We start from the raw sequence: 20664 nt of genomic DNA, 5'->3' as shown, positions 1-20664 counted from the left end.
TTCTATATGTTACCTTTTTAAGCTCAGGTCAAACTGTAGGAGCCTTCAAGTAGGGGCTGCTGCAGAGGTTTAAGTGATGGTTCTAAATCAGACACAGCATTCCCTTCATGACTGCTAGCAATCGACATCATCAGCTTGATTCGATTCGCTTGGTTAACTACACTAACTCCAGCATCATAATCAATGGCGACGATATTCGCACCTGGATACAACTCCTTAAGGCCCTTAATCATCCCACGCCCGGTAATATGATTGGGCAAGCAGGCGAACGGTTGAATACAAGCAATATTATTCACACCATTATCCAGCAGATCCATCATTTCTGCAGTCAGGAACCATCCCTCACCCATCTGATTTCCTACGGATACCAGTCGGCTGGCCTTCTCAGCAAGACCATAAATATTTTCCCGTCCTTTAGCCAGTCCGGCATCCTCAAGAGCTACCTTTATCGGCTTGCGATAAATCTCCAGATAGGAGATCAACATCGGATTAATATATCCTAGCCGTTTACTTTTACCGAATTGCTCGGCTTTGTAGATCGGATTATACACGCAATAAAAGATGAAATCTAAGAAGTCTGGCATTACCGCTTCTCCGCCCTCTGCCTCAATCATCTCGATGATGCGGTTGTTGGCGTCCGGATGAAATTTAATCAGGATCTCTCCAACAATGCCTACTCTTGGTTTAGTAGCACCTGTAACGGGCAGCTTACAGAAATCGGCTACAATTTCACGAATCAGACGTTTATATTCTCGGAACGAGAAGTTGACTAGACTGACCTTACAGCGCTCCATCCCCTTACGGAATAAACGCTCAGCACTCTGTGGAACGACCTCATACGGCCTAAAATGATTTAGCAACCGCATCATTAGATCACCATAGCAAGCCGCAGCGATCAGCCGATTTGCCAGCTTAAGACTGATTCGGAAGCCTGGCTGGTTCTCCATTCCAGAAGCATTCAGCGAAATCACAGGAATCTGTTCGAGGTCTGAATCCTTTAGGGCTTTGCGGAGCAAAGAAATATAATTCGTCGCCCGGCAGCCACCGCCCGTCTGTGACATGATTACAGCGGTACGATTCGGATCATAGTCCCCACTCTTCAGTGCCGACAGAATCTGCCCTATCGTTACAATAGCGGGATAACATGCATCATTGTTAACGTATCTAAGACCCTCTTCCGTCTCTTCAGGCCCAGTGGTTTCAAGGATCTTGAGACGGTATCCCGCATCGCGGAAGACCTGTTCAAACAATTCAAAATGAATGGGCGACATCTGCGGCGCAAGGATCGTGTACGTTTCTTTCATTTCCTTCGTGAATGCTACATTAGCCTGTATTTTAGGCGGCTTCTGTGGCAGCACCTTTCCTTTTTCCCGTTCGCGCATCGCTGCCAGCAGTGAACGCAGCCGAATGCGCGCAGCGCCAAGGTTGCTAATCTCATCGATTTTGATCAGCGTATATACTTTGTTATGCCTTTCCATAATGTCTTGAACGGCATCACAGGTGATCGCATCAATCCCACAACCGAAGGAAGTCAATTGAACAAGCTCCAGGTCGGTTCGGACTGCGGCAAGGCGGGCTGCGCGGTACATTCGGGCATGATAGGTCCACTGATTAACTACCGCCACATCCCCTTCACTTCGGTCCAGATGGCAGACAGAATCTTCTGTCAGCACGGCGAGTCCCATACCGGTAATCATATCTGCAATGCCGTGATTAATTTCAGGATCCGCATGATAAGGGTGACCACAGAGAAGTATTCCCTTGTTCCCAGTGCTGGCAAGATACGCAAGCGTCTCTTCACCTTTGGTACGCACATCACTTTTGGCGCGGTCAGCTTCAGCAAGTCCTGCCTGCACAGCATTCGCAATCTCTTCTCTCGGAATCCCTGTAAATGTCTTCACGAGTCCCTTAGTCAGCGCAGATCTATCGTCGAAGGTCAGAAACGGACTGACCAGCGTGATTCCATTATCCTTTAGTCCATCCATATTGTTGCGAATGACCTCAGGGTAAGAGGCGACCACCGGACAATTGAAATGATTATCCGCTGCTTCATCTTCCTTCTTCTCATACACTACGGCAGGATAAAAAATAAAATCGACGCCTTTACCGATCAAGCTCTGCACATGTCCGTGCGCCATCTTTGCAGGATAGCAGATCGATTCTGAAGGAATCGTATCCATCCCACTTTCATAGAGCTTCTTGCTTGATTTAGGAGAGAGAATTACCCGGTAGCCAAGTTTGGTGAAAAAAGTGTGCCAGAACGGGTAATTCTCGAACATATTCATCGTACGTGGAATACCGACAGTGCCCCGTGCTGCACCTGCCTCAGGTAATGCTTCATAGTCAAAGAAGCGTTCATACTTATACTGCATCAAATTTGGCAGTACATTCTTCTCTTTCCTGCCTCCTGCACCACGTTCACAGCGATTGCCTGTAACGTAGAAGCTCTTGTCCGGGAACCGACTGATCGTTAACGCACAGTTATTTCCACAGCGGCCACAGCGACCTGAAGATACCTCGTACTTAAAGTTGGCTATTTCCTCCGGTCCAAGCAGTGTACTTTTTCCGTCAGCCCCTGCTTGCTCACGGGCAATCAGTGCACAACCGTACGCTCCCATAACGCCAGCAATATCCGGTCTGACTACCGTTCTCCCCGTTAGGCGCTCAAAGGCCCGCAATACGGCTTCGTTATAGAAGGTGCCGCCCTGAACAATAATATTCCGCCCTAAATCCTCAGGGTTGCGAATTTTAATTACTTTTTGCAGGGCATTCTTAATTACGGAATAGGCAAGACCTGCCGAAAGATCAGCCAGCGACGCACCTTCCTTCTGAACCTGCTTCACTTTAGAATTCATGAATACCGTACAGCGGGAACCCAAATTAACAGGTTTGACTGCTTCCAGCGCTGACTTCGCAAACTCCTCGATACCTAATCCGAGCGCAGAAGCAAAGCTCTCCAGAAAAGAGCCGCAGCCTGCCGAACAGGCTTCATTGAGCATTAGACTGTCGATAGCACCGCCGCGGATCTTGATGCATTTCATGTCCTGTCCGCCGATATCCAGAATAAAGTCTACTTCCGGCATGAACTTAGATGCGGCCTTGTAATGAGCAACCGTCTCCACTTCACCGCCGTCCGTCCATAAAGCGGCTTTGATTAACCCCTCTCCATAACCTGTTACATAAGAACCTGCAATATAACAGCCTTCCGGTAGAACCCGATACATTTCCTTCAGTGCCTCACTGACAGAATACAAGGGATTCCCATTGTTGCTGCCATAAAAGGTATGTAGAATTTCGTCAGCAGAGCCGGTCAATACGAGTTTGGTTGTTGTTGACCCCGCATCGATCCCCAGATAACAAGGGCCACGATACACAGCCAGGTCTGATCTGGCAGCAGAAGCTTTACCATGGCGCTGACGGAACGCAGTAAGCTCTTCGGGGTTCTCAAACAGCGGTGGTAATTCAGCATCGGCTGCCCGATCCGCTGTAAAATCCACAGCCGCTATTCGCGCGATCCAGCCTGAAAGCGGCAAAATAGTAGGATCCGCTTCAGAGAGTGCTGATCCAATCGCTACGAAATACTGCGACCGCTCGGGGAAAAGAATATCTGACTCCGCAAGTTCAAGCGTCTCCGCAAAACGCTGACGCAGGGCTGGCAGGAAGGTTAGCGGTCCGCCAAGGAAAGCCACCCGTCCGCGAATCGGACGTCCGCAAGCGAGACCGCTGATCGTCTGATTAACAATACTCTGAAAGATTGAAGCCGCCACGTCCTCCCGGCGGGCCCCCTCGTTTAATAGCGGCTGCACATCGCTTTTGGCGAATACACCGCAGCGTGAAGCGATAGGATAGATTCGCTCATGCTTCTCTGCCAATGCATTTAAGCCCGCTGGGTCGGTCTGTAGCAGTGATGCCATCTGATCAATGAATGCTCCCGTTCCTCCCGCGCAAGCCGTATTCATACGCTGCTCAATGCCGCCTCGGAGATAGATGATCTTGGCGTCCTCACCACCCAGTTCAATCGCCGTATCGCATTCTGGAATCAGCTCGCCAATCGCCTTTGTACAGGCGATCACCTCCTGAACGAACGGTACGCCTCCCAGTTTGGATAAAGATAAGCCTGAGGAACCGCTTACAGTAAGGGCTGCGCCTCTCTCAGGAAATCTGCTCTGTACATCAGATAGAAGAGAGAGGGCTGCTTTTTTTATATCGCTATAATGTCTTACATAGTCCTGATAAACAATAGTGTTACGCTCTATAACAACCACTTTCGCAGTAGTTGATCCGATATCAAGGCCAATACGCAGCATTATCACTACACCACCTCGTCTTGCTCCAAATTTGAAGCAATTATGAGGAAACTATATCATGACAACACCTTATGAAAGCTGTTAAAAATGTAACAGACTTTTACAAAAAGTTATTAACAAACTTTATGATTTGGAAATCCCTGTTATGGCAGATGCTACATGACCTTTCACTCGTACTTTCCGCCATTCTTCCACTAAGATCCCCTGCTCATCGATCAGAAAAGTAGAGCGTACAATGCCCATGAATTCTCTACCATAGAGCTTCTTAAGCTGCCATACACCGAACATTTCACTGACCTTATGATCCTCATCAGACAACAGTGGAAAGGGTAGACTGTTCTTCTCCGTAAATCTCATATGCGAAGCTAAAGGATCTGGACTGATGCCTAAAACAACCGCACCAAGCGTAGTAATCTGATCATGGGCGTCCCGGAATTCGCAGGCCTCCTGCGTACAGGCTGGTGTCATATTTTTAGGATAAAAATATAAAATGACCTTTCGGCCCAGGTAATCACTTAAACTAACCTCTTGCCCGTTGGAAGACGGAAGAGTGAAATGCGGTACTTTTTGTCCAATAGCTACTACGTTCAAGTTATATCCACTCCTTCTTGATATTGGAGGATCGAGCATGAATTGCGCGTATCCCCAAAAGAAATTATAATGTAGAGAATGTGAATGCGAAAGGAAGAACGAGAAATGCCACCTAGAAAGAAAAGGCACGCAAAGACTAATAAGTCAAAAAAGAAACCGCTGCTTTGGATACTGGCCATTATACTCCTACTTATTATCGGTGGAGCCACTTACTACTTCACTTCCATTGTCAATGAGCTTGGCAGCATGTCGAACACCGAGAATTCACCATTCAAGGATGCTGAGACCGTTGATGTTGACACTCCAGAACCTCCAAAGTGGGAAGGTACAGAGCCTGTTAATATACTACTAATGGGCGTGGATGCCCGCGGTGTCAAGAAGGGGGAAATTCCTCGTTCCGATACAATGCTTGTCGCCTCACTTGATCCCGTGAAGAAGAAAATCAGCGTATTCTCAATTCTTAGAGACACTTACGTTCCGATTCCAGATCACGGCGAAAAACGTATTAATTCAGCTATCATTTATGGACCTAACACGGCGATGCAGACTGTAAGCGATCTGCTCGGCATCCCGATTCAATATTATGTCTACACGGACTTCCAAGGATTCATCAAGCTAGTAGATGCCGTTGGTGGTGTAGATTATGAAGTCGAGAAAGATATGGTGTACAAGACCATTGCAGATGGTCCCGAGTATGACATTGATCTTAAAAAAGGATATCAGCATCTCGACGGTAATAAAGCTCTGCAATATGTACGTTTTCGACATGACGCTACCTCCGACTTCACTCGGACCGAGCGCCAGCGTGCTTTTCTCAAGGTTGTGGCTGACAAGCTGATCAAGACCACATCCATAATCAAGCTACCGAATATCCTGTCTCAAGTTACGCCTTATATCGAAACTAATCTGACAGTAAATGATATGTGGAAGCTTGCAACCGTTGGGTACGATAGTACCATGGGCGGTAGTGAGCAAATTCCGCCAATGGATCTGCTCAAAGAGGAAACTACAAGTGACGGATCACAGGTTATAGGCATTCGCAGTGAGAAAAAATTAAAAGAATTTGTTCAGGATACCTTAAATGGCCCTGAGCCAACGCCTACACCTTCAAGTTCACCAGAGACAACTTCAAATAGTAACACTAGCGGAACCCAATAAAGATCTGACAAGCAACGTTCACAAGTAGACACTACAGGCAATGGTATAATACGGGCGGACAGCGGAAACACCGTTGTTCGCCCGTTGCCATGAGCATCAACAATCGAAAGGATGATCACATTATGAATCGTTCCACATCTGAGCAACTTTATCACGAAGCCCTTCAACATATCGTTGGAGGTGTAAATAGCCCTTCCCGCTCTTTTAAAGCCGTTGGAGGCGGAGCACCTGTATTTATGAAACGTGCCAGCGGATCTCACTTCTGGGATGTAGATGGCAATGAATATATCGACTATCTCCAAGCCTATGGACCGATCATTACCGGCCATGCTCACCCACATATAACGAAGGCAATTACCACTGCAGCTGAGAATGGTGTTCTTTACGGAACCCCAACAGAGCTCGAAATTAAGCTTGCTAAAATGCTTAAAGAAGCTATTCCGTCTATGGATAAAGTCCGGTTTGTCAATTCAGGCACAGAAGCGGTTATGACTACCATTCGTGTCGCTCGTGCTTATACAAAGCGCAGTAAAATCGTAAAATTCGCTGGCTGTTATCACGGCCACTCTGATCTAGTGCTCGTAGCAGCAGGATCCGGGCCTTCTACGCTTGGCATTCCAGATAGTGCCGGCGTTCCTAGCAGTATTGCACAGGAAGTAATCACTGTTCCTTTTAATGATCTGGAAAGCCTGCAAGAGGCACTAGAAAAATGGGGCGAAGATGTCGCCGCTGTAATGGTTGAACCGATCGTCGGTAATTTCGGTATGGTGATGCCGAAGCCCGGATTCCTCGAAGGGCTCTGCAAGCTGGCTCATGCTAACGGCTCACTCGTTATTTATGACGAAGTCATTACGGCCTTCCGCTTCCACTATGGTTCCACACAGACATATGCAGGACTGGATAACCATGAAGACATTACTCCTGACCTTACAGCACTCGGCAAAATCATCGGTGGCGGTCTACCGATCGGCGCGTACGGCGGACGTAAGCATGTGATGGAACAAGTAGCCCCACTAGGACCGGCATACCAAGCGGGAACAATGGCGGGAAATCCTGCTTCCATTTCCGCAGGGATCGCCTGTCTGGAAGTGCTGAGCGCAGAAGGCGTATATGATGAGATGGAACGGCTTGCGATCCGCCTTGTCGGCGGTCTTCAGGAATCCGCTGACCGTCATGGCATTCCACTGACGATCAACCGCATCCTTGGTTCATTCTCTACTCATTTCTGTAAGCATCCAGTTACAAATTACGATGAGGCACAGGATACAGATGGCGAATTGTTCGGTAGCTTCTTCCGTCACATGTTGAACCGAGGAATTAACCTCGCCCCTTCGAAATATGAAGCTTGGTTCCTAACGACAGCACATACCGATGCAGATATCGACGCTACGCTGATTGCAGCAGAAGATTCATTCCGCGCTATGGCGGCTGAGAAATAAGACGTTATTTACAGCCACTAAACATACTAAAACCTACCACCAAGCTTCTGGTGGTAGGTTTTTTTTGCATAGGCACTATTCGAAGTCAATTTGCTTGTCCAATATAATCTCTGTCATGGCAGGTCCAAACATTTGGTCTCCTCCGGGTATTAAGGCAAATTGAACCGTATCCAGATCCGCTGGCAGCGGTGGCGAGACCAAGAACTGCATTTGTGTATGAGCTCCTCCTCCGTGACCTCTATGCGACTGGATTTCATAGGCTGCCTCACTCAAAATCTCCAATGATAGAGCGGGTCTAAGATGAACGTGCTCCACTGTTTCTTTTAAATACTTAATCTCCACAGTAACTATACTGAGCGTTTCATACTGCATAGCATGTGTAAGTGTATACTCGCAATCTTCGAGGACTGTCCGCTTCACAATTGGAAGTACGCCGAGCAGTAAACCGGGCTCTTCCCAATATTTCCGTCTGGGCACAGCCTCATTCAGAATGTGTATATACTGTACAATCTGAGAAGTGTCCATCTCGAATCTAGTTGACCATTCCTCAAGGAGCTCACTTTCGGGGGAGAACCGTTTTTTGCCTGTTATAGCTTTACGTTCCTGAATCAGAGTCAAAATATGCTCATCAATCTTCTTAACCTCATCATTATATTCGTTGACCACGCCTCTTATTGGCATTCTACCCCAACCCATTTAATAACCTCCTTCTTATAATAAAGTTAATTTCTACCCATTAGCTACATGGTACCTCCTGTGGATTAATTTGTAAAATATTCGAAATCATTCAATCTTGCAGATAGCAAAAAAAAAAGCATGTGCCCCTCAGCTTTATGCTGCAAGACCACACGCTTTAAGATTCAGAGATTTTCTTTTACTCATACAAGTTACGGATTTCCACTCCCTGAGGAAGCTTGAATGGATTTTCCTTGTTGATTCGGTCGTAGAACATGATGCCATCGAGATGATCGATCTCATGCTGGATGATGATGGCTTGGTAGCCCTTAAATTTAAGGACCACTTCCTTCCCCTCAAGATCATATCCCTTTACCTTCACAGATTCATAACGAGGTACAAAACCATGCACCGGCCGATCAACGGACAGACACCCCTCGCTCTCCGGTAAGTACACCATGGTTAGTGAGTGACTGATGATCTTAGGGTTAACCCAAGCATGCTCTACAATCCTCCCTCTCTCGTCCGTAGAATACATCACGAACATACGCTTCAACAGTCCGATTTGATTCGCCGACAGACCTACGCCAGAGCGTAAATTGTATTCTTCGGAAATCTCCGGGTCCTGGCTGTTCTTCAGAAACTGAAGCATACATTGCAGAGTCTCACGATCCTCCTCCTGTAGAGGAAGCTCCACTGGTTGAGCTACGGTACGAAGTACGGGATGACCTTCCCGTACAATATCATCCATAGTGATGATATATTCAGCACTAAATTTTGAACTAGACAATATTCCATCCACCTTTGCCTTACGGGCTTAATTTAAAATCATGATATAGTATGCAGATTTATGGATTTATGAAAGCCGTTCGCAGTTTGCTACTATAATTAACATCAAATCCAAGTCCGGTCGCCAATGCGGCAAGGGGAAGATAAGTTTTATCTTCTTTGCCTACCTTTTGCAGAAAAGCAGGGGTATCAATGGCTACATTCTGTCCATTCACCTTAATAAATTTGCTACCGATCGTGATTACAACAGTCCGTCCACCGTATTCAATAGTCGCACTGGAGGTCTTATTATCCCACTTTCCGTTAGCGCCTACGGCATTTAGAATATCTTTAAGCGCCAAGAAGTTCTGACCATTCTTAAGGATGGGCTTATTCGGCGTATTTAACTCTACACCCTTTACAACAATCGACATCGGTACAGTATCCGTAGCCATCGCCGCTACAGTGGGAATGCGGTATTCCCCCCATTGTAATTCAGCAAATACTTTTGCAATGGTCTCGTATCCAAGCTGCGTAGGGTGAAAATCCGCTTGTCCTGCCCCGATAATATGCGTGAGTGATCCCTCTGAGCCGGCAAACTTTGCCGCTACATGAGCTACTACTACCTTTGCTCCCTCTTGATTCATACTTGCAGCCACACGATCTGCCGAATCCGTAAATTTCGCTGCTGCGGTCATCAATTTAGTGTACATCGCACCAAGAGCGATCTTAGGAGCAGGCTGGTATTGGTCAGCCAATATAATTGTTGCTTGAGGATTTATCGCACGAATATTCTCAAGACTCGCCTTCACATTCGTATTGTAATCCGCTAGCTTCTGCTCCAGCTGAGATTCAAAATCTGTATCTGTCAGCTCCTTCACCTGTAAGAAAAGACGGCTTACATCATTCCCGCCAATTGTAATCGTAATCAGATCGGCTTCCTTCAGCTCTGATGCGATCTGCGGGGTTAACTTTACGAATTGGTCAATCCGCGGATCTGGAAGACCTGACTGAATACCTTCAGCGGTAATCGCTGAGCCGTCCTTGATGGCTCCAGTGTAATTACGTAATCCAGCAGTGGTCAATCCAAGAATACCATAATTGGTAAGCTCGCTCCGGCCATGATACCACCCCTGCTCCAGTAGTCGCTCCGCATAACCGTAAGGCTTGGTATTCACATCCGTCATTCCCGGCTCGTATCCGGCAGTAATCGAATCGCCAAGAGCTACGATGCGAAAGACATCCTGACTTGCATCTTGTGTTGTAGACGTGTCAGCTGCATTTGCCGATCCGGCACCTACGCCAATCAGCACAGATAACAAAAGCATACTGCTTGTGCTAGCTGCTAAAATTCTTCTCCACTTACTTAGCATCGTATCCCTCCCAAAATGTTCTAATTCTCATTCTACCATCCCTGATAGCAACGCAAAAGAGCGGCCTCCCATATTCGGGAAACCGCTCTGAACATCGCAATTATTATCACAGCTAGAAACGAATGTCTTATTCTTTATTAGAATCCTCTTGTGAATTCAAATGTTTCCCGGCACGTTCCAGATATTTATCATAACGATCGTCTAGTTCATGTCCAATCTTACGATACCGCAGCGTCTCCTCCACAATAGGATCCATTGTGGTCTGGATACGAATTTCATACTTCGGAGAGATCTCACGGATTTCTTTAGCTATACGGTCACCCTGTTCCATCTCACCATCAACCAGCATTTCGCTTAGCTTGCGTTCCAGATCATCCTTCTCGCTCATGACGCATCGTCCTCCCTAAAGCTTATATCCTGTTGCTTCAGCATTCTTCAGTGACGAAACCAAATATTCGTGAATATGACCATTACTTGCTACTATATGACGAGTGCCAATATCGTATGGACGCCCAAGCGTATCCGTAATTCTGCCCCCTGATTCAAGCACTAGCAGCACTCCTGCTGCACAATCCCAAGGGCTTAAGCCTACTTCCCAGTACCCATCTACCCGACCTGCTGCCACATAAGCCAAGTGTAGAGCAGCTGAACCTCCTGCGCGAATACCACGAATCTGCGGAAGAATGCTCTGCAGTCCTGCCATATTTACAGGTTGCGCAAATTCACGGTCCGGCGGAAAGCCCATTGCAATCAAGCTGTCTCCAAAAACGTCCTCCGTAGAGACTGCGGTAGGAACACCATGCATGTAGGCTCCCTTACCTTTTTCAGCAACGAACATTTCATCACGAATCGGATCGTAAATTACCCCCACCGTTAATTCTCCACGAATCACTAAAGCAATGGAGACACAGTAAAAAGGAAATCCGTGTACAAAATTAGTCGTACCATCTACAGGATCTACAATCCACAGATATTCATGCTCACGAGCTTCTTCCAATGCAGCGGTTGCTGCTGCTGCTCCCGGGGAAACGCCTTCCTCACCGAGGATCGCATGATCTGGATAATGTGTCAGGATCAATCTGCGAATCATCTGTTCAACGCCTTTATCTACTTCCGTGACCAGATCCTGTGCCGATGTCTTTGTATTAAGTTCCTTCACCAGGCCCTGTCTGCTTTTTATCCATTCTCCTGCTTTGGCAGCAGCATTAATGGCTACCGCCGTATGTCCCTTGCTTGTTACTACATAGGGTTCACGTTCTTTCTTACCCTCTGGTTTTAAAGGACTCATATCTTCACTCCGCTTCCTTGAACATAATCGCCATTGGCATGAAATTTAAAGCAATCCTATTCACAATACCGTTCACTACGCCAAAACGTTCTCAAAGTTCCGCCATAAGGGATACCCATCTCTATGTTCCCTTGAATGTTAATCGTAATAAAGTTTCATTCAACGTACCCTATTTCAAGTTACATATCAAGTCATGATAGAGCCCGTATTCGGGACCTATCGCCTTATTTTCATTGTTTAAGGTTCGATATTCACACTTGCCCCATTTAATACAGAAATTCCGTTACCGGCATCAGCCAGCTCCTTCATCGCTTCCATCAATCCAAATAACGCACCATCTTTTAGTTTTGCCTCAATCATAACATCGACTGCAGGGGTATCTGCAGCTATCCGCTTTAAAAAAGCTACTAATGGCGCTGGCTCCACACCATCTGCATGGCTGCGTGGATCAGACGGACTGCGCGGACTAGATACATGAATCTTAGGCGGGAAAAGCTCTCCAGATGGAACATCCTTCTGCGCAAGCTCGCTCCGCCATGTCTGCTGAATGTCAGGCCACAGCTCCCAAGGGAGCTCTCCTTCATTATTCACCCATTGATGGTGAATATCCAGCACCATCGGCAGGCCTACGTTCTGGCAGACTGCCAGTGTCTCCGGGGCTGTGAAGGTCTTATCATCATTCTCCAGCGTAATACGTGCCTGCAGCGCTGCTGGTAGCTCGCGGAAATGCTTCTCAAACCGCTTGGCTGCCACCGGCTTGTCCCCATAGGCTCCGCCAATATGAATATTGTTCTTCGCCATGGCAGGAAGTCCCATGGCATTCAGCATGTCCGTGTGGTGCTGCAAATCCCGGATGGAACTTACTAGCACCTCAGGACGGGGTGTACTAAGCACTGTAAAGTGATCTGGATGAAAAGACACCCGCATCCCATGCTTTTTCACATATTGCCCCACTTCCGCGAATTCCTCAGCGAGCGCAGCAAACGGATTCCAATCCTGTAAATCAGGATGCGTCGCCAAAGGAATCAACTTGGAAGTGAGACGGTACACGAAGATGTCGGAACCCACATTATGCTTCATTAGTCGCAGCGTATTGTGCAGATTCATCCGAGCGAGGTTCTCCAAACGCCGAAGTGCCGCTTCACGGTCATCCAGCTTCTTGAAGGAGGCCATCGTCATAGTCTTGGATGGTGAGCAGTCTTTGATAACGGTGGACATCGCTACATATCCAAAACGGACAATCATCCCTGCGCTCCAAAAAACATTTCATCTGCTAGTGCAGTTTGCACTTTTGATTCTTCTTCATTCAATTTACGCACGAGTTCCATTTCGACCGCTGTAACCTCATGCCCCTGAAAATTAATTTCTGCGATCGAGGCTGAGATTTTGACGATCGCTACAGCTACATTCTCAGGTGTGTAGGCAATCACCTTCTGACCCGTCGGATACACGCGAAAGCCCTGCTTCACCATTTTGGTACGCCCATACTCCAGCAGCTCGTACAGCTCTTGTTCATTCTTGAACTTACAGACGGAATTGAATTCAGTTTGAAAACCCATATTTCGTCGCCCCTTTCCAGTCGGGATGAACCCGCTAGTAGCTTCAATTACTCATTGTCATACTTAAGACCTTGTTTGAAATTATAGCGCTCTAAGGCTAACTCAATCATACGGTCTAACAGAGCTCTATAGGATACACCTGTCTCACGCCACAATAGCGGATACATGCTGTAAGGAGTGAAGCCAGGCATCGTATTCACTTCGTTAATTAGAATTTTACCATCCGATCTCCGCAGGAAGAAATCCGCCCGGGTAATCCCGCTACCCTCAATCGCTCTAAAAGCGGTTATCGCGGACTCCCGCAAACGATCAGCAACTTCAGAATCTACTGGCGCAGGAATCATCATTTGCGATTTACCGTCCGTATATTTAGCTGCGTAGTCATAATATTCTCCAGAAGAAACGATTTCACCCGGAACAGAGGCCTCTGGCTCATCATTTCCGAGCACACCGACCTCTACCTCACGAGCATCCACGAATTCCTCAATAATGACTTTGGTGTCATAACGGAGGGCGAAATCTATAGCTTTCACAAGACTTTCCTTATCAGAAGCCTTAGAAATACCTACACTTGAGCCCAGATTAGCAGGCTTTACGAATACTGGATATCCCAGTTTATCCTCTACACCCACAATCAACTCATAGCTTTTTCTTTTCCAAGCGCTGATGTTAAAATAACAATATTCACACTGATCCAGACCTGCATCAGCGAATAGCTTCTTCATAACAACCTTATCCATTCCTGCCGAAGAGGCAAGAACACCAGCCCCAATGTAAGGAATATTCGCCATTTCGAACAACCCTTGAATTGTTCCGTCCTCGCCATACGTGCCGTGCAGCAGTGGGAACATAACGTCCACCGCTTTATCCGCACCGGATAGTCCACTAAATACTACATTCAGGGCTGTGCCCATATCTTCCGTTGCATCTGAAAGCTTGAGCTGCTCTACCTCACTATAAGGTACCGATAACGTCTCTCCGACTTTCCACAAGCCCTGTTTTGAAATATAAAAAGGGATAATCTCATATTTATCGTAATCAAATGAGTTCATCACGGCAAAAGCCGTCTGTAGCGATACCTCATGTTCTCCGGATTTGCCCCCGTACACCAGCCCTACGGTTAGTTTTGCGTTCCCCATACCTTTATAACCTCTTTCTGTCTTATAAATAGTCGTTAATATGAAAAAAACGGTATTTCGTTTGATCCGTCCATGCGTAGGAATCACGATAGTCCCAGAAGCGATGACGACTGCTAACTGTACGTGCATTCACAAGCGGCATGCCACCAGCATCAAAGGCCGTGACGATCGTGCTGTGCTGATATTGCCCGTTACCATCCCAGTCATATTGAATGATATCGCCCAGCATCAATTGCTCCGGCCGCTCCATGACTTCCGCACGCAAGCCACTGCTCCGGCTAACGCTCAAATAGCGCTGCAGACTGTCTGATACAGCCCAGCTATAACTCCACCATTCTTGTTTTCCTTGGTAGCCTTTGTACCACCAACCCGTTTCTCTTTTACCAGTATAGTTGATAGGCGCGCCCCCTGCAAAGAGGCATTGGGAGACATAATTCGTACAATCTACCTCAAATGTTTCGAACTCCGGATTCCCGTCTTTCCACCAACGATCGGCATAAGCCACCGCTTCTTCACGGTTGTAGCGAACCTCTCTTGAGCCCGAGATCTCACCAAGAATATTCCGGTTTAAAAGGGGCTGTGATGGCAGCGGAGCAGGCAAAGCTTCCCCCCATTTGGACAACCTGCCTGATAACTCCGCCTCAGCTCTATGAACTGTATTCCTTTCGGGAATAGTTCGTTCTATAGCAGCGATTTCCCAGCCCCCTCCGTCCCGCACAAAGGTCAACCGCTCCAGCTCAACCCTATCCTCGCGGTGGTTAACGCCTCCTTTTTCATAATAAAGTGCACTATGCAGCGTAACCTCTGCTACCACCTCATTCGGAGTCTGCCGGACGGTCCGTAAAGTCTTCACACCTGTTTCCCCACGCAGCGGAGTGATCCCACGAGCGGTATACCATTCAGCGATACGGCGTGAACGTTCCCCTTGCTCCACCAGAAAACGTGGATCTTTAACGGATACGGAAACTGTTTGCGATGAGGACTTAGGTTCCACCTTGGCCTTATTCACTTGATCTACATATACATATAGACTCTGCTTCCACTGTTGTTCCATTATACTCGCACCCCTTCATTCCCTTTTAACTACTGCTCTATGTATATGAAAGGAAACAGGCCGCTATACAGATCGCTTCAATTTACATGGTAGGGCATATGCTTTGCTTATAGCTTACGTTTTAGAGGTAAATCTAAATGGTTTCTGAGATGCGATATTCGGGCTTTATATATAGGAAAAAAAACTTTACTCCCCTCTTTGTAACCGTTATAATTAAATAACATGCAATGTGAAATTGAGTTTCAATAGATGAAACAAGGAGGCGCACATATGCCAAGCAAGGATCATTTCTCGTTGGCCCGCACCCTGGAATCAGGTGGCAAATCTTATCGCTATTATGATCTTAACTCCCTTGAGGAACAAGGATTGGGCTCTATCTCTTCCCTTCCTTTCTCGATCAAAGTATTACTTGAGGCGGCTGTTCGTCAATTTGACGGACGGGCGATTACAGAAGAACATGTGAAACAATTGGCTGATTGGTCAGGCGACATTGATCGCAATAAAGAAATTCCGTTTATCCCTGCTCGTATCGTACTTCAGGACTTTACCGGTGTTCCGGTAGTCGTAGATCTGGCAGCTATGCGTGACACCGTAAAGAAAGCCGGCGGAGATCCTAAACAGATCAACCCGCTCGTTCCCGTTGACCTTGTAATTGACCACTCTGTTATGGTTGATGCTTTCGGTACGGCAGACGCTTTGGAATACAATATGAACGTGGAGTTTGAGCGCAACGAGGAACGCTACCGTTTCCTTCGCTGGGCACAGACCGCTTTCAATAATTTCCGCGCAGTTCCTCCAGCTACCGGTATCGTGCATCAGGTGAATTTGGAGTATTTGGCTTCCGTAGCCACCACTAAAACTATCGATGGTGAAACTGTCGTTTATCCAGATTCCCTTGTTGGAACGGACTCCCACACTACGATGATCAATGGACTTGGTGTTGTGGGCTGGGGTGTAGGCGGTATTGAAGCTGAAGCAGGTATGCTCGGACAACCGCTCTATTTTGTTACACCAGATGTAGTGGGCTTCAAGCTTACAGGCAGTCTTATCGAAGGGGCTACAGCAACAGACTTGGCACTGACTGTGACTGAAATGTTGCGTAAAAAGGGCGTAGTCGGCAAATTCGTCGAATTCTACGGTCCTGGTCTTGCTAACATCAGTCTTGCTGACCGGGCAACGGTTGCTAACATGGCGCCAGAATACGGAGCAACGATCGGTTTCTTCCCTGTAGATGAAGAGACACTTGCTTATCTTCGCAGCACAGGTCGTCCAGATGATCTGGTAGAGCTCGTTGAGTCTTATTACAAAGCACAAGGCATGTTCCGCACTTCGAATACGCCAGATCCTGAGTTCAGCGATGTAATTGAACTTGACCTAGCTTCTGTCGTTCCAAGCTTGGCTGGACCAAAACGTCCGCAAGACCGGATCGAACTTACGCATATGAAAGAAAATTTCGAAGGTATTATCCGTACACCTGTAGACAAAGGCGGTTACGGTCTCAGCGATGAGAAAATCGCCCAAGCTGTAGAAATAGAACATAAAAATGGCACCAAAAGCAAGCTAAGCACAGGCGCGGTCGTGATCGCAGCGATTACAAGCTGTACGAATACTTCTAACCCTAGCGTTATGCTTGGTGCAGGTCTTTTGGCGAAAAAAGCTGTGGAACGTGGTTTGACCAAACCAGCATACGTTAAGAGCAGCTTGACTCCAGGATCATTGGTTGTTACTGAATATTTGGAAAAAGCAGACTTGCTGAAGCCACTTGAAGCACTGGGCTTCTACTTGGCGGGATATGGCTGTGCTACTTGTATCGGTAACTCCGGTCCATTGCCTGAAGAGGTTAGCCAAGCCATCACTGATAACGATATGACCGTAGCTGCTGTAATCTCCGGTAACCGTAACTTTGAAGGCCGCGTACATGCTCAGGTCAAAGCCAACTACTTGGCTTCACCGCCGCTCGTAGTTGCTTACGCACTGGCTGGCACTGTAAATATCGATTTGCAGACTGAACCGCTTGGATTTGATCCACAAGGTGAGCCAGTATTCCTGAAGGATATTTGGCCAACTACTGCTGAAATTCGTGAAGCTATCGGTCTCTCCCTTAGTCCGGAGATGTTCCGTCGTAAATACGAGAATGTATTCACTGCTAATGAACGTTGGAATTCTATCCCTGTTCCACAAGGCGAGCTGTATGAGTGGGATGATAATTCCACGTATATTCAGAATCCTCCATTCTTTGAACATCTGGCAGACGGTCTGGGAGACATCAAGGATATCAAGGATGCACGCGTTCTGGCGTTGCTTGCTGATTCCGTAACCACCGACCATATCTCACCTGCAGGTAATATCTCTACCTCTGGTCCTGCCGGCGAATATTTACGCGATCATGGTGTAGAACGTGCAGACTTCAACTCCTACGGCTCACGCCGCGGAAATCATGAAGTCATGATGCGTGGTACATTCGCTAATATTCGGATTCGTAACGCAGTAGCTCCAGGTACAGAAGGCGGAGTTACAACCTTCCTACCAAGCGATGAAGTCATGTCCATCTATGACGCTTCCATGCTGTATCAGGACGCTGGACAGAATCTCATCGTTATCGCCGGTAAAGAATACGGCACAGGAAGCTCACGTGACTGGGCTGCCAAGGGCACGCTTCTGTTGGGTGTTAAAGCTGTTATCGCTGAGAGCTTTGAGCGGATTCACCGCAGCAATCTGGTTGGTATGGGTGTGCTTCCACTGCAATTCCAGGAAGGCCACGGCTGGAGCAGCTTGGGACTGACCGGACGCGAGACCTTCAACATTACCGGTCTCGATAACGAGGTGACGCCAAGCCAAGATCTAACTGTTACCGCTACCCGTGAAGACGGTACTCAGTTCGATTTCCCTGTCACAGCACGCCTCGACAGTACGGTTGATATTGATTACTATCGCAATGGTGGTATTCTACAAACTGTACTTCGTCAAATGCTGGCGGATGCCACAGATTCTTCGGCTGTATCTGTAGAATAGGTTTATCGTAAGACGCACAAGGGAGTGCCCTCTGGCCATTAAGGCTAGAGACACTCCCTTGTCTTATTATATTTGGATATTAAACGGCCAGCCTCCGATCATCCGGAGACTGGCCGTTTTTCTCATGTTGGGCTATGGAATCATCATGCCCATTTCACTTGCTGCTTCCTTCAAGATGGCGGCATACTCCACTAACGTATCCCTAGACAGGCGGCTGACCGGCCCTGACAGCGATAACGCCGCAATCACATTTCCACTACGGCCTGTGACAGGTACCGCCACAGCGGCCGCACCAGACTCACGTTCTTCGAAACTCGTGGCATACCCCAGCCGGATGATCTCATTAAGCTGATCTTTGTATACACTCTTCTCAACGTAATCTGGCCACTCCGAACTCTCCAGCAATTCTCTCAACACCTCAGGTGGTGCATACGCTGCTAACACCTTACTCGACGCCCCTACAGATAATGGCAGCCTCGCACCTATCTGTGCGACTCTACGGATCGCCTGCTGGCTCTGTACCGCCTGAATACGTACGCGTTCAATACCATCCCTTAAGTAAAGACTTACCGTCTCACCGAGTCGATCTCTCAGCCGTTCCATAGATGGCAGCAATACCGCTCCCGACTCGTCAAAAGCAGGCAGATGCGTAGACAACTCCCAGATTCGTATACCCAACCTATATTTTTCTGTCGCCGGATTGCGAATAAGAAAGCCCTTTTCCTCTAGTGTTGCCAGCAATCTGTGGACTGTACTCTTATGTAAGTCAATCTTTGATGCGATCTCCGTTAACCCTAAATCACTGTCCTGCGTAAAACAAAGTAATATGTCGAGCGCACGTTCAACCGCGCGTACCGTTAGCTTTCGGTCCTCCACAGTAATCCCCCCTCGTGTTTCATCAAATGAAACGCGGTTACATTATAATTAACTCTATCTTAGTGCAAAACTCTACGGAAAGTCCAGTATATTCACTGAGCCGATAAAGACTGGTCCGCACTTTACAGTTACATTACAAAACGGTCTAATTCATTGACTTTGTAAGTGCTTCAACTTACGATAAACATATTAAATATACTAATGCTTTAGTATCATTTTCGACAAATTATCCTAGGCACTAGTACTCACATCATACTTAGGAGGGGACCTTATGGATCTGACAACCAGCCGAGCCGGCACGTCAGTCTCCCGTCGTCCTAAACTACCTAAACAGGGCAGTTCATCACGACTATCGCTGCGGATGATCCGTGTTAAGCATATTATCGTTGCATTGCTATTATCTATATTTTTCTTTTTAGCATTTTGTTTTGTCTCGCTCCATGGCTACATCGCTTGGGTACTATCCAATCCAACCGTCGCGCCACTGTACTCCAATCCTATGATGGCCAAAGGCCTCGCCTACGAGGATGTAACCTTCCCAGCTAAGGATGGCAGTCGCATGATGAACGGCTGGTATATTCCAGCCAAGGATGCCACTAAGACTATCGTGTTCAGTCATGGCTATGGTGCCAACCGCGAAGAGTCTTGGGTACCTATGTACGATCTCGCTCACTATGCACACAGTCTGAATTTCAATGTCGTAATGTTTGATTACGGATTTGCTGCCCAAGGTAATAAGGATATTGCAACCGGCGGCAAAAAAGAATCCCAGCAGCTTCTAGGCGCCATTGATTTCGCAAAGGAACGCGGGGCTAAAGAGCTCGTTGTTTGGGGCTTCTCCATGGGTGCTGGCACAGCACTGCAAGCAGGATTAGTATCTGAGGACATCGACGCGATGATTCTGGACAGCACCTTTTTGTTAGAACCAGACACGCTGTATCATAATATCAAGCAGAATATCGATCTGCCGCGCCAACCTTCCCTGGCGATCATGGAAATGCTGTTCCCGGTACTGAACGGTACGGGACTAGATCAGATTCCTTATGCAAAGGTTAAATCCAAAGATTATCCTTTCCCAATCCTTTTCATGCATGGAACCAAAGACGATAAAGCCCCTTATCCTATTGCCGAAGAACTAGCAGCAAATCAGAACAATCCGTTCTCTGATTCCTGGATCATTGAAGGTAGTCATCATGAGCTGTTGTTCCGCGAGCATCCCCGTGAGTATTTGCGGCGGGTCTCCGCTTTTTTAGGGAATGTCCATCTGGCCAAAAATAATAATGGCGATCAGCCGGCGATGGCAAGTAATTAACTAAGCGCTAATAACCATACGAACAGCCTCTTCCAGGGACAGAAAGAAATGTATCCTAGGAAGAGGCTGTTTTCATCCCCTGGAAAGAAAGAAGCCAAAGAGGCACTCTAAGT

General features: G+C 47.3%; 16 protein-coding genes. 4 read left to right on the top strand and 12 right to left on the bottom strand.

Annotated features, from left to right (window positions below):
* Positions 1-23: 23 nt before the first annotated feature.
* A complete protein-coding gene (locus MKX41_RS27745) occupies positions 24-4307 on the bottom strand; it encodes an acyl-CoA dehydratase activase-related protein (RefSeq protein WP_340974012.1) in 4284 nt (1427 codons plus the stop codon).
* Positions 4308-4430: 123 nt separating this feature from the next.
* Positions 4431-4898: a thioredoxin-dependent thiol peroxidase gene (gene bcp / locus MKX41_RS27740; RefSeq protein ID WP_445671329.1), complete on the bottom strand. Its 468-nt coding sequence runs from the start codon at positions 4896-4898 to the stop codon at positions 4431-4433.
* A 105-nt stretch (positions 4899-5003) separates the two neighbouring features.
* On the opposite strand from bcp, the gene MKX41_RS27735 reads away from it, so the two are divergent.
* Both MKX41_RS27735 and MKX41_RS27730 read left to right on the top strand, forming a co-directional pair.
* Positions 5004-6056, top strand: a complete 1053-nt coding sequence (locus MKX41_RS27735; protein ID WP_339804131.1) for an LCP family protein — start codon at positions 5004-5006, stop codon at positions 6054-6056.
* A gap of 122 nt (positions 6057-6178) precedes the next feature.
* A complete protein-coding gene (locus tag MKX41_RS27730) occupies positions 6179-7495 on the top strand; it encodes a glutamate-1-semialdehyde 2,1-aminomutase (RefSeq protein ID WP_340974008.1) in 1317 nt (438 codons plus the stop codon).
* 75 nt (positions 7496-7570) lie between these two features.
* Here the strand turns inward: MKX41_RS27730 and MKX41_RS27725 are convergent, their stop codons facing one another.
* The 9 genes from MKX41_RS27725 to MKX41_RS27685 form a co-directional block, all read right to left on the bottom strand.
* Positions 7571-8191, bottom strand: a complete 621-nt coding sequence (locus MKX41_RS27725; RefSeq protein WP_340974007.1) for a hypothetical protein — start codon at positions 8189-8191, stop codon at positions 7571-7573.
* Positions 8192-8369: 178 nt separating this feature from the next.
* On the bottom strand, positions 8370-8921 hold the full coding sequence (def, locus tag MKX41_RS27720) for a peptide deformylase (protein WP_042193240.1): 552 nt from the start codon (positions 8919-8921) through the stop codon (positions 8370-8372).
* A 97-nt stretch (positions 8922-9018) separates the two neighbouring features.
* Positions 9019-10311 carry a stalk domain-containing protein gene (locus tag MKX41_RS27715; protein ID WP_340974006.1) on the bottom strand — a complete coding sequence of 431 codons (1293 nt, stop codon included), beginning with the start codon at positions 10309-10311 and terminating at the stop codon, positions 9019-9021.
* Positions 10312-10438: 127 nt separating this feature from the next.
* Positions 10439-10699, bottom strand: a complete 261-nt coding sequence (locus MKX41_RS27710; protein WP_076285870.1) for a hypothetical protein — start codon at positions 10697-10699, stop codon at positions 10439-10441.
* Between the two features lie 15 nt (positions 10700-10714).
* On the bottom strand, positions 10715-11599 hold the full coding sequence (locus MKX41_RS27705) for an inositol monophosphatase family protein (RefSeq protein WP_042184672.1): 885 nt from the start codon (positions 11597-11599) through the stop codon (positions 10715-10717).
* A gap of 237 nt (positions 11600-11836) precedes the next feature.
* On the bottom strand, positions 11837-12844 hold the full coding sequence (uvsE, locus tag MKX41_RS27700; protein WP_340974005.1) for a UV DNA damage repair endonuclease UvsE: 1008 nt from the start codon (positions 12842-12844) through the stop codon (positions 11837-11839).
* Positions 12841-13158, bottom strand: a complete 318-nt coding sequence (locus MKX41_RS27695; RefSeq protein ID WP_042123954.1) for a hypothetical protein — start codon at positions 13156-13158, stop codon at positions 12841-12843. Before MKX41_RS27695 ends, uvsE begins: the two co-directional genes overlap by 4 nt.
* A gap of 47 nt (positions 13159-13205) precedes the next feature.
* Positions 13206-14297 (bottom strand): D-alanine--D-alanine ligase, encoded by a 1092-nt coding sequence (locus MKX41_RS27690; protein WP_340974004.1) that lies wholly within the window; start codon positions 14295-14297, stop codon positions 13206-13208.
* 22 nt (positions 14298-14319) lie between these two features.
* Positions 14320-15351, bottom strand: a complete 1032-nt coding sequence (locus MKX41_RS27685) for an amidase domain-containing protein (RefSeq protein ID WP_445671328.1) — start codon at positions 15349-15351, stop codon at positions 14320-14322.
* A gap of 270 nt (positions 15352-15621) precedes the next feature.
* Here MKX41_RS27685 and acnA point away from each other — a divergent pair, with 270 nt between their 5' ends.
* Positions 15622-18363: an aconitate hydratase AcnA gene (gene acnA / locus MKX41_RS27680; protein WP_042184665.1), complete on the top strand. Its 2742-nt coding sequence runs from the start codon at positions 15622-15624 to the stop codon at positions 18361-18363.
* A 132-nt stretch (positions 18364-18495) separates the two neighbouring features.
* Here acnA and MKX41_RS27675 read toward each other — a convergent pair whose 3' ends face one another.
* On the bottom strand, positions 18496-19239 hold the full coding sequence (locus MKX41_RS27675) for an IclR family transcriptional regulator (RefSeq protein ID WP_340974002.1): 744 nt from the start codon (positions 19237-19239) through the stop codon (positions 18496-18498).
* A gap of 271 nt (positions 19240-19510) precedes the next feature.
* Here MKX41_RS27675 and MKX41_RS27670 point away from each other — a divergent pair, with 271 nt between their 5' ends.
* A complete protein-coding gene (locus MKX41_RS27670) occupies positions 19511-20551 on the top strand; it encodes an alpha/beta hydrolase (RefSeq protein ID WP_076285877.1) in 1041 nt (346 codons plus the stop codon).
* The last annotated feature ends 113 nt before the right edge of the window (positions 20552-20664 follow it).

The sequence above is a fragment of the Paenibacillus sp. FSL R5-0475 genome, assembly GCF_038004585.1.
GTDB lineage: Bacteria > Bacillota > Bacilli > Paenibacillales > Paenibacillaceae > Paenibacillus_AQ.
The sequence above is the reverse complement of the archived record's forward strand: the minus strand, read 5'-3'. Positions and strand labels throughout refer to the sequence as shown.

Coding starts and splice junctions, on each gene's coding strand:
- MKX41_RS27725 (WP_340974007.1), bottom strand. CDS start 8,191: ATGGGTTGGGGTAGAATGCCAATAAGAGGCGTGGTCAACGAATATAAT.
- MKX41_RS27730 (WP_340974008.1), top strand. CDS start 6,179: ATGAATCGTTCCACATCTGAGCAACTTTATCACGAAGCCCTTCAACAT.
- uvsE (WP_340974005.1), bottom strand. CDS start 12,844: ATGATTGTCCGTTTTGGATATGTAGCGATGTCCACCGTTATCAAAGAC.
- MKX41_RS27685 (WP_445671328.1), bottom strand. CDS start 15,351: ATGGAACAACAGTGGAAGCAGAGTCTATATGTATATGTAGATCAAGTG.
- MKX41_RS27670 (WP_076285877.1), top strand. CDS start 19,511: ATGGATCTGACAACCAGCCGAGCCGGCACGTCAGTCTCCCGTCGTCCT.
- MKX41_RS27735 (WP_339804131.1), top strand. CDS start 5,004: ATGCCACCTAGAAAGAAAAGGCACGCAAAGACTAATAAGTCAAAAAAG.
- MKX41_RS27705 (WP_042184672.1), bottom strand. CDS start 11,599: ATGAGTCCTTTAAAACCAGAGGGTAAGAAAGAACGTGAACCCTATGTA.
- MKX41_RS27710 (WP_076285870.1), bottom strand. CDS start 10,699: ATGAGCGAGAAGGATGATCTGGAACGCAAGCTAAGCGAAATGCTGGTT.
- MKX41_RS27695 (WP_042123954.1), bottom strand. CDS start 13,158: ATGGGTTTTCAAACTGAATTCAATTCCGTCTGTAAGTTCAAGAATGAA.
- MKX41_RS27715 (WP_340974006.1), bottom strand. CDS start 10,311: ATGCTAAGTAAGTGGAGAAGAATTTTAGCAGCTAGCACAAGCAGTATG.
- MKX41_RS27690 (WP_340974004.1), bottom strand. CDS start 14,297: ATGGGGAACGCAAAACTAACCGTAGGGCTGGTGTACGGGGGCAAATCC.
- acnA (WP_042184665.1), top strand. CDS start 15,622: ATGCCAAGCAAGGATCATTTCTCGTTGGCCCGCACCCTGGAATCAGGT.
- MKX41_RS27745 (WP_340974012.1), bottom strand. CDS start 4,307: ATGCTGCGTATTGGCCTTGATATCGGATCAACTACTGCGAAAGTGGTT.
- def (WP_042193240.1), bottom strand. CDS start 8,921: ATGGATGATATTGTACGGGAAGGTCATCCCGTACTTCGTACCGTAGCT.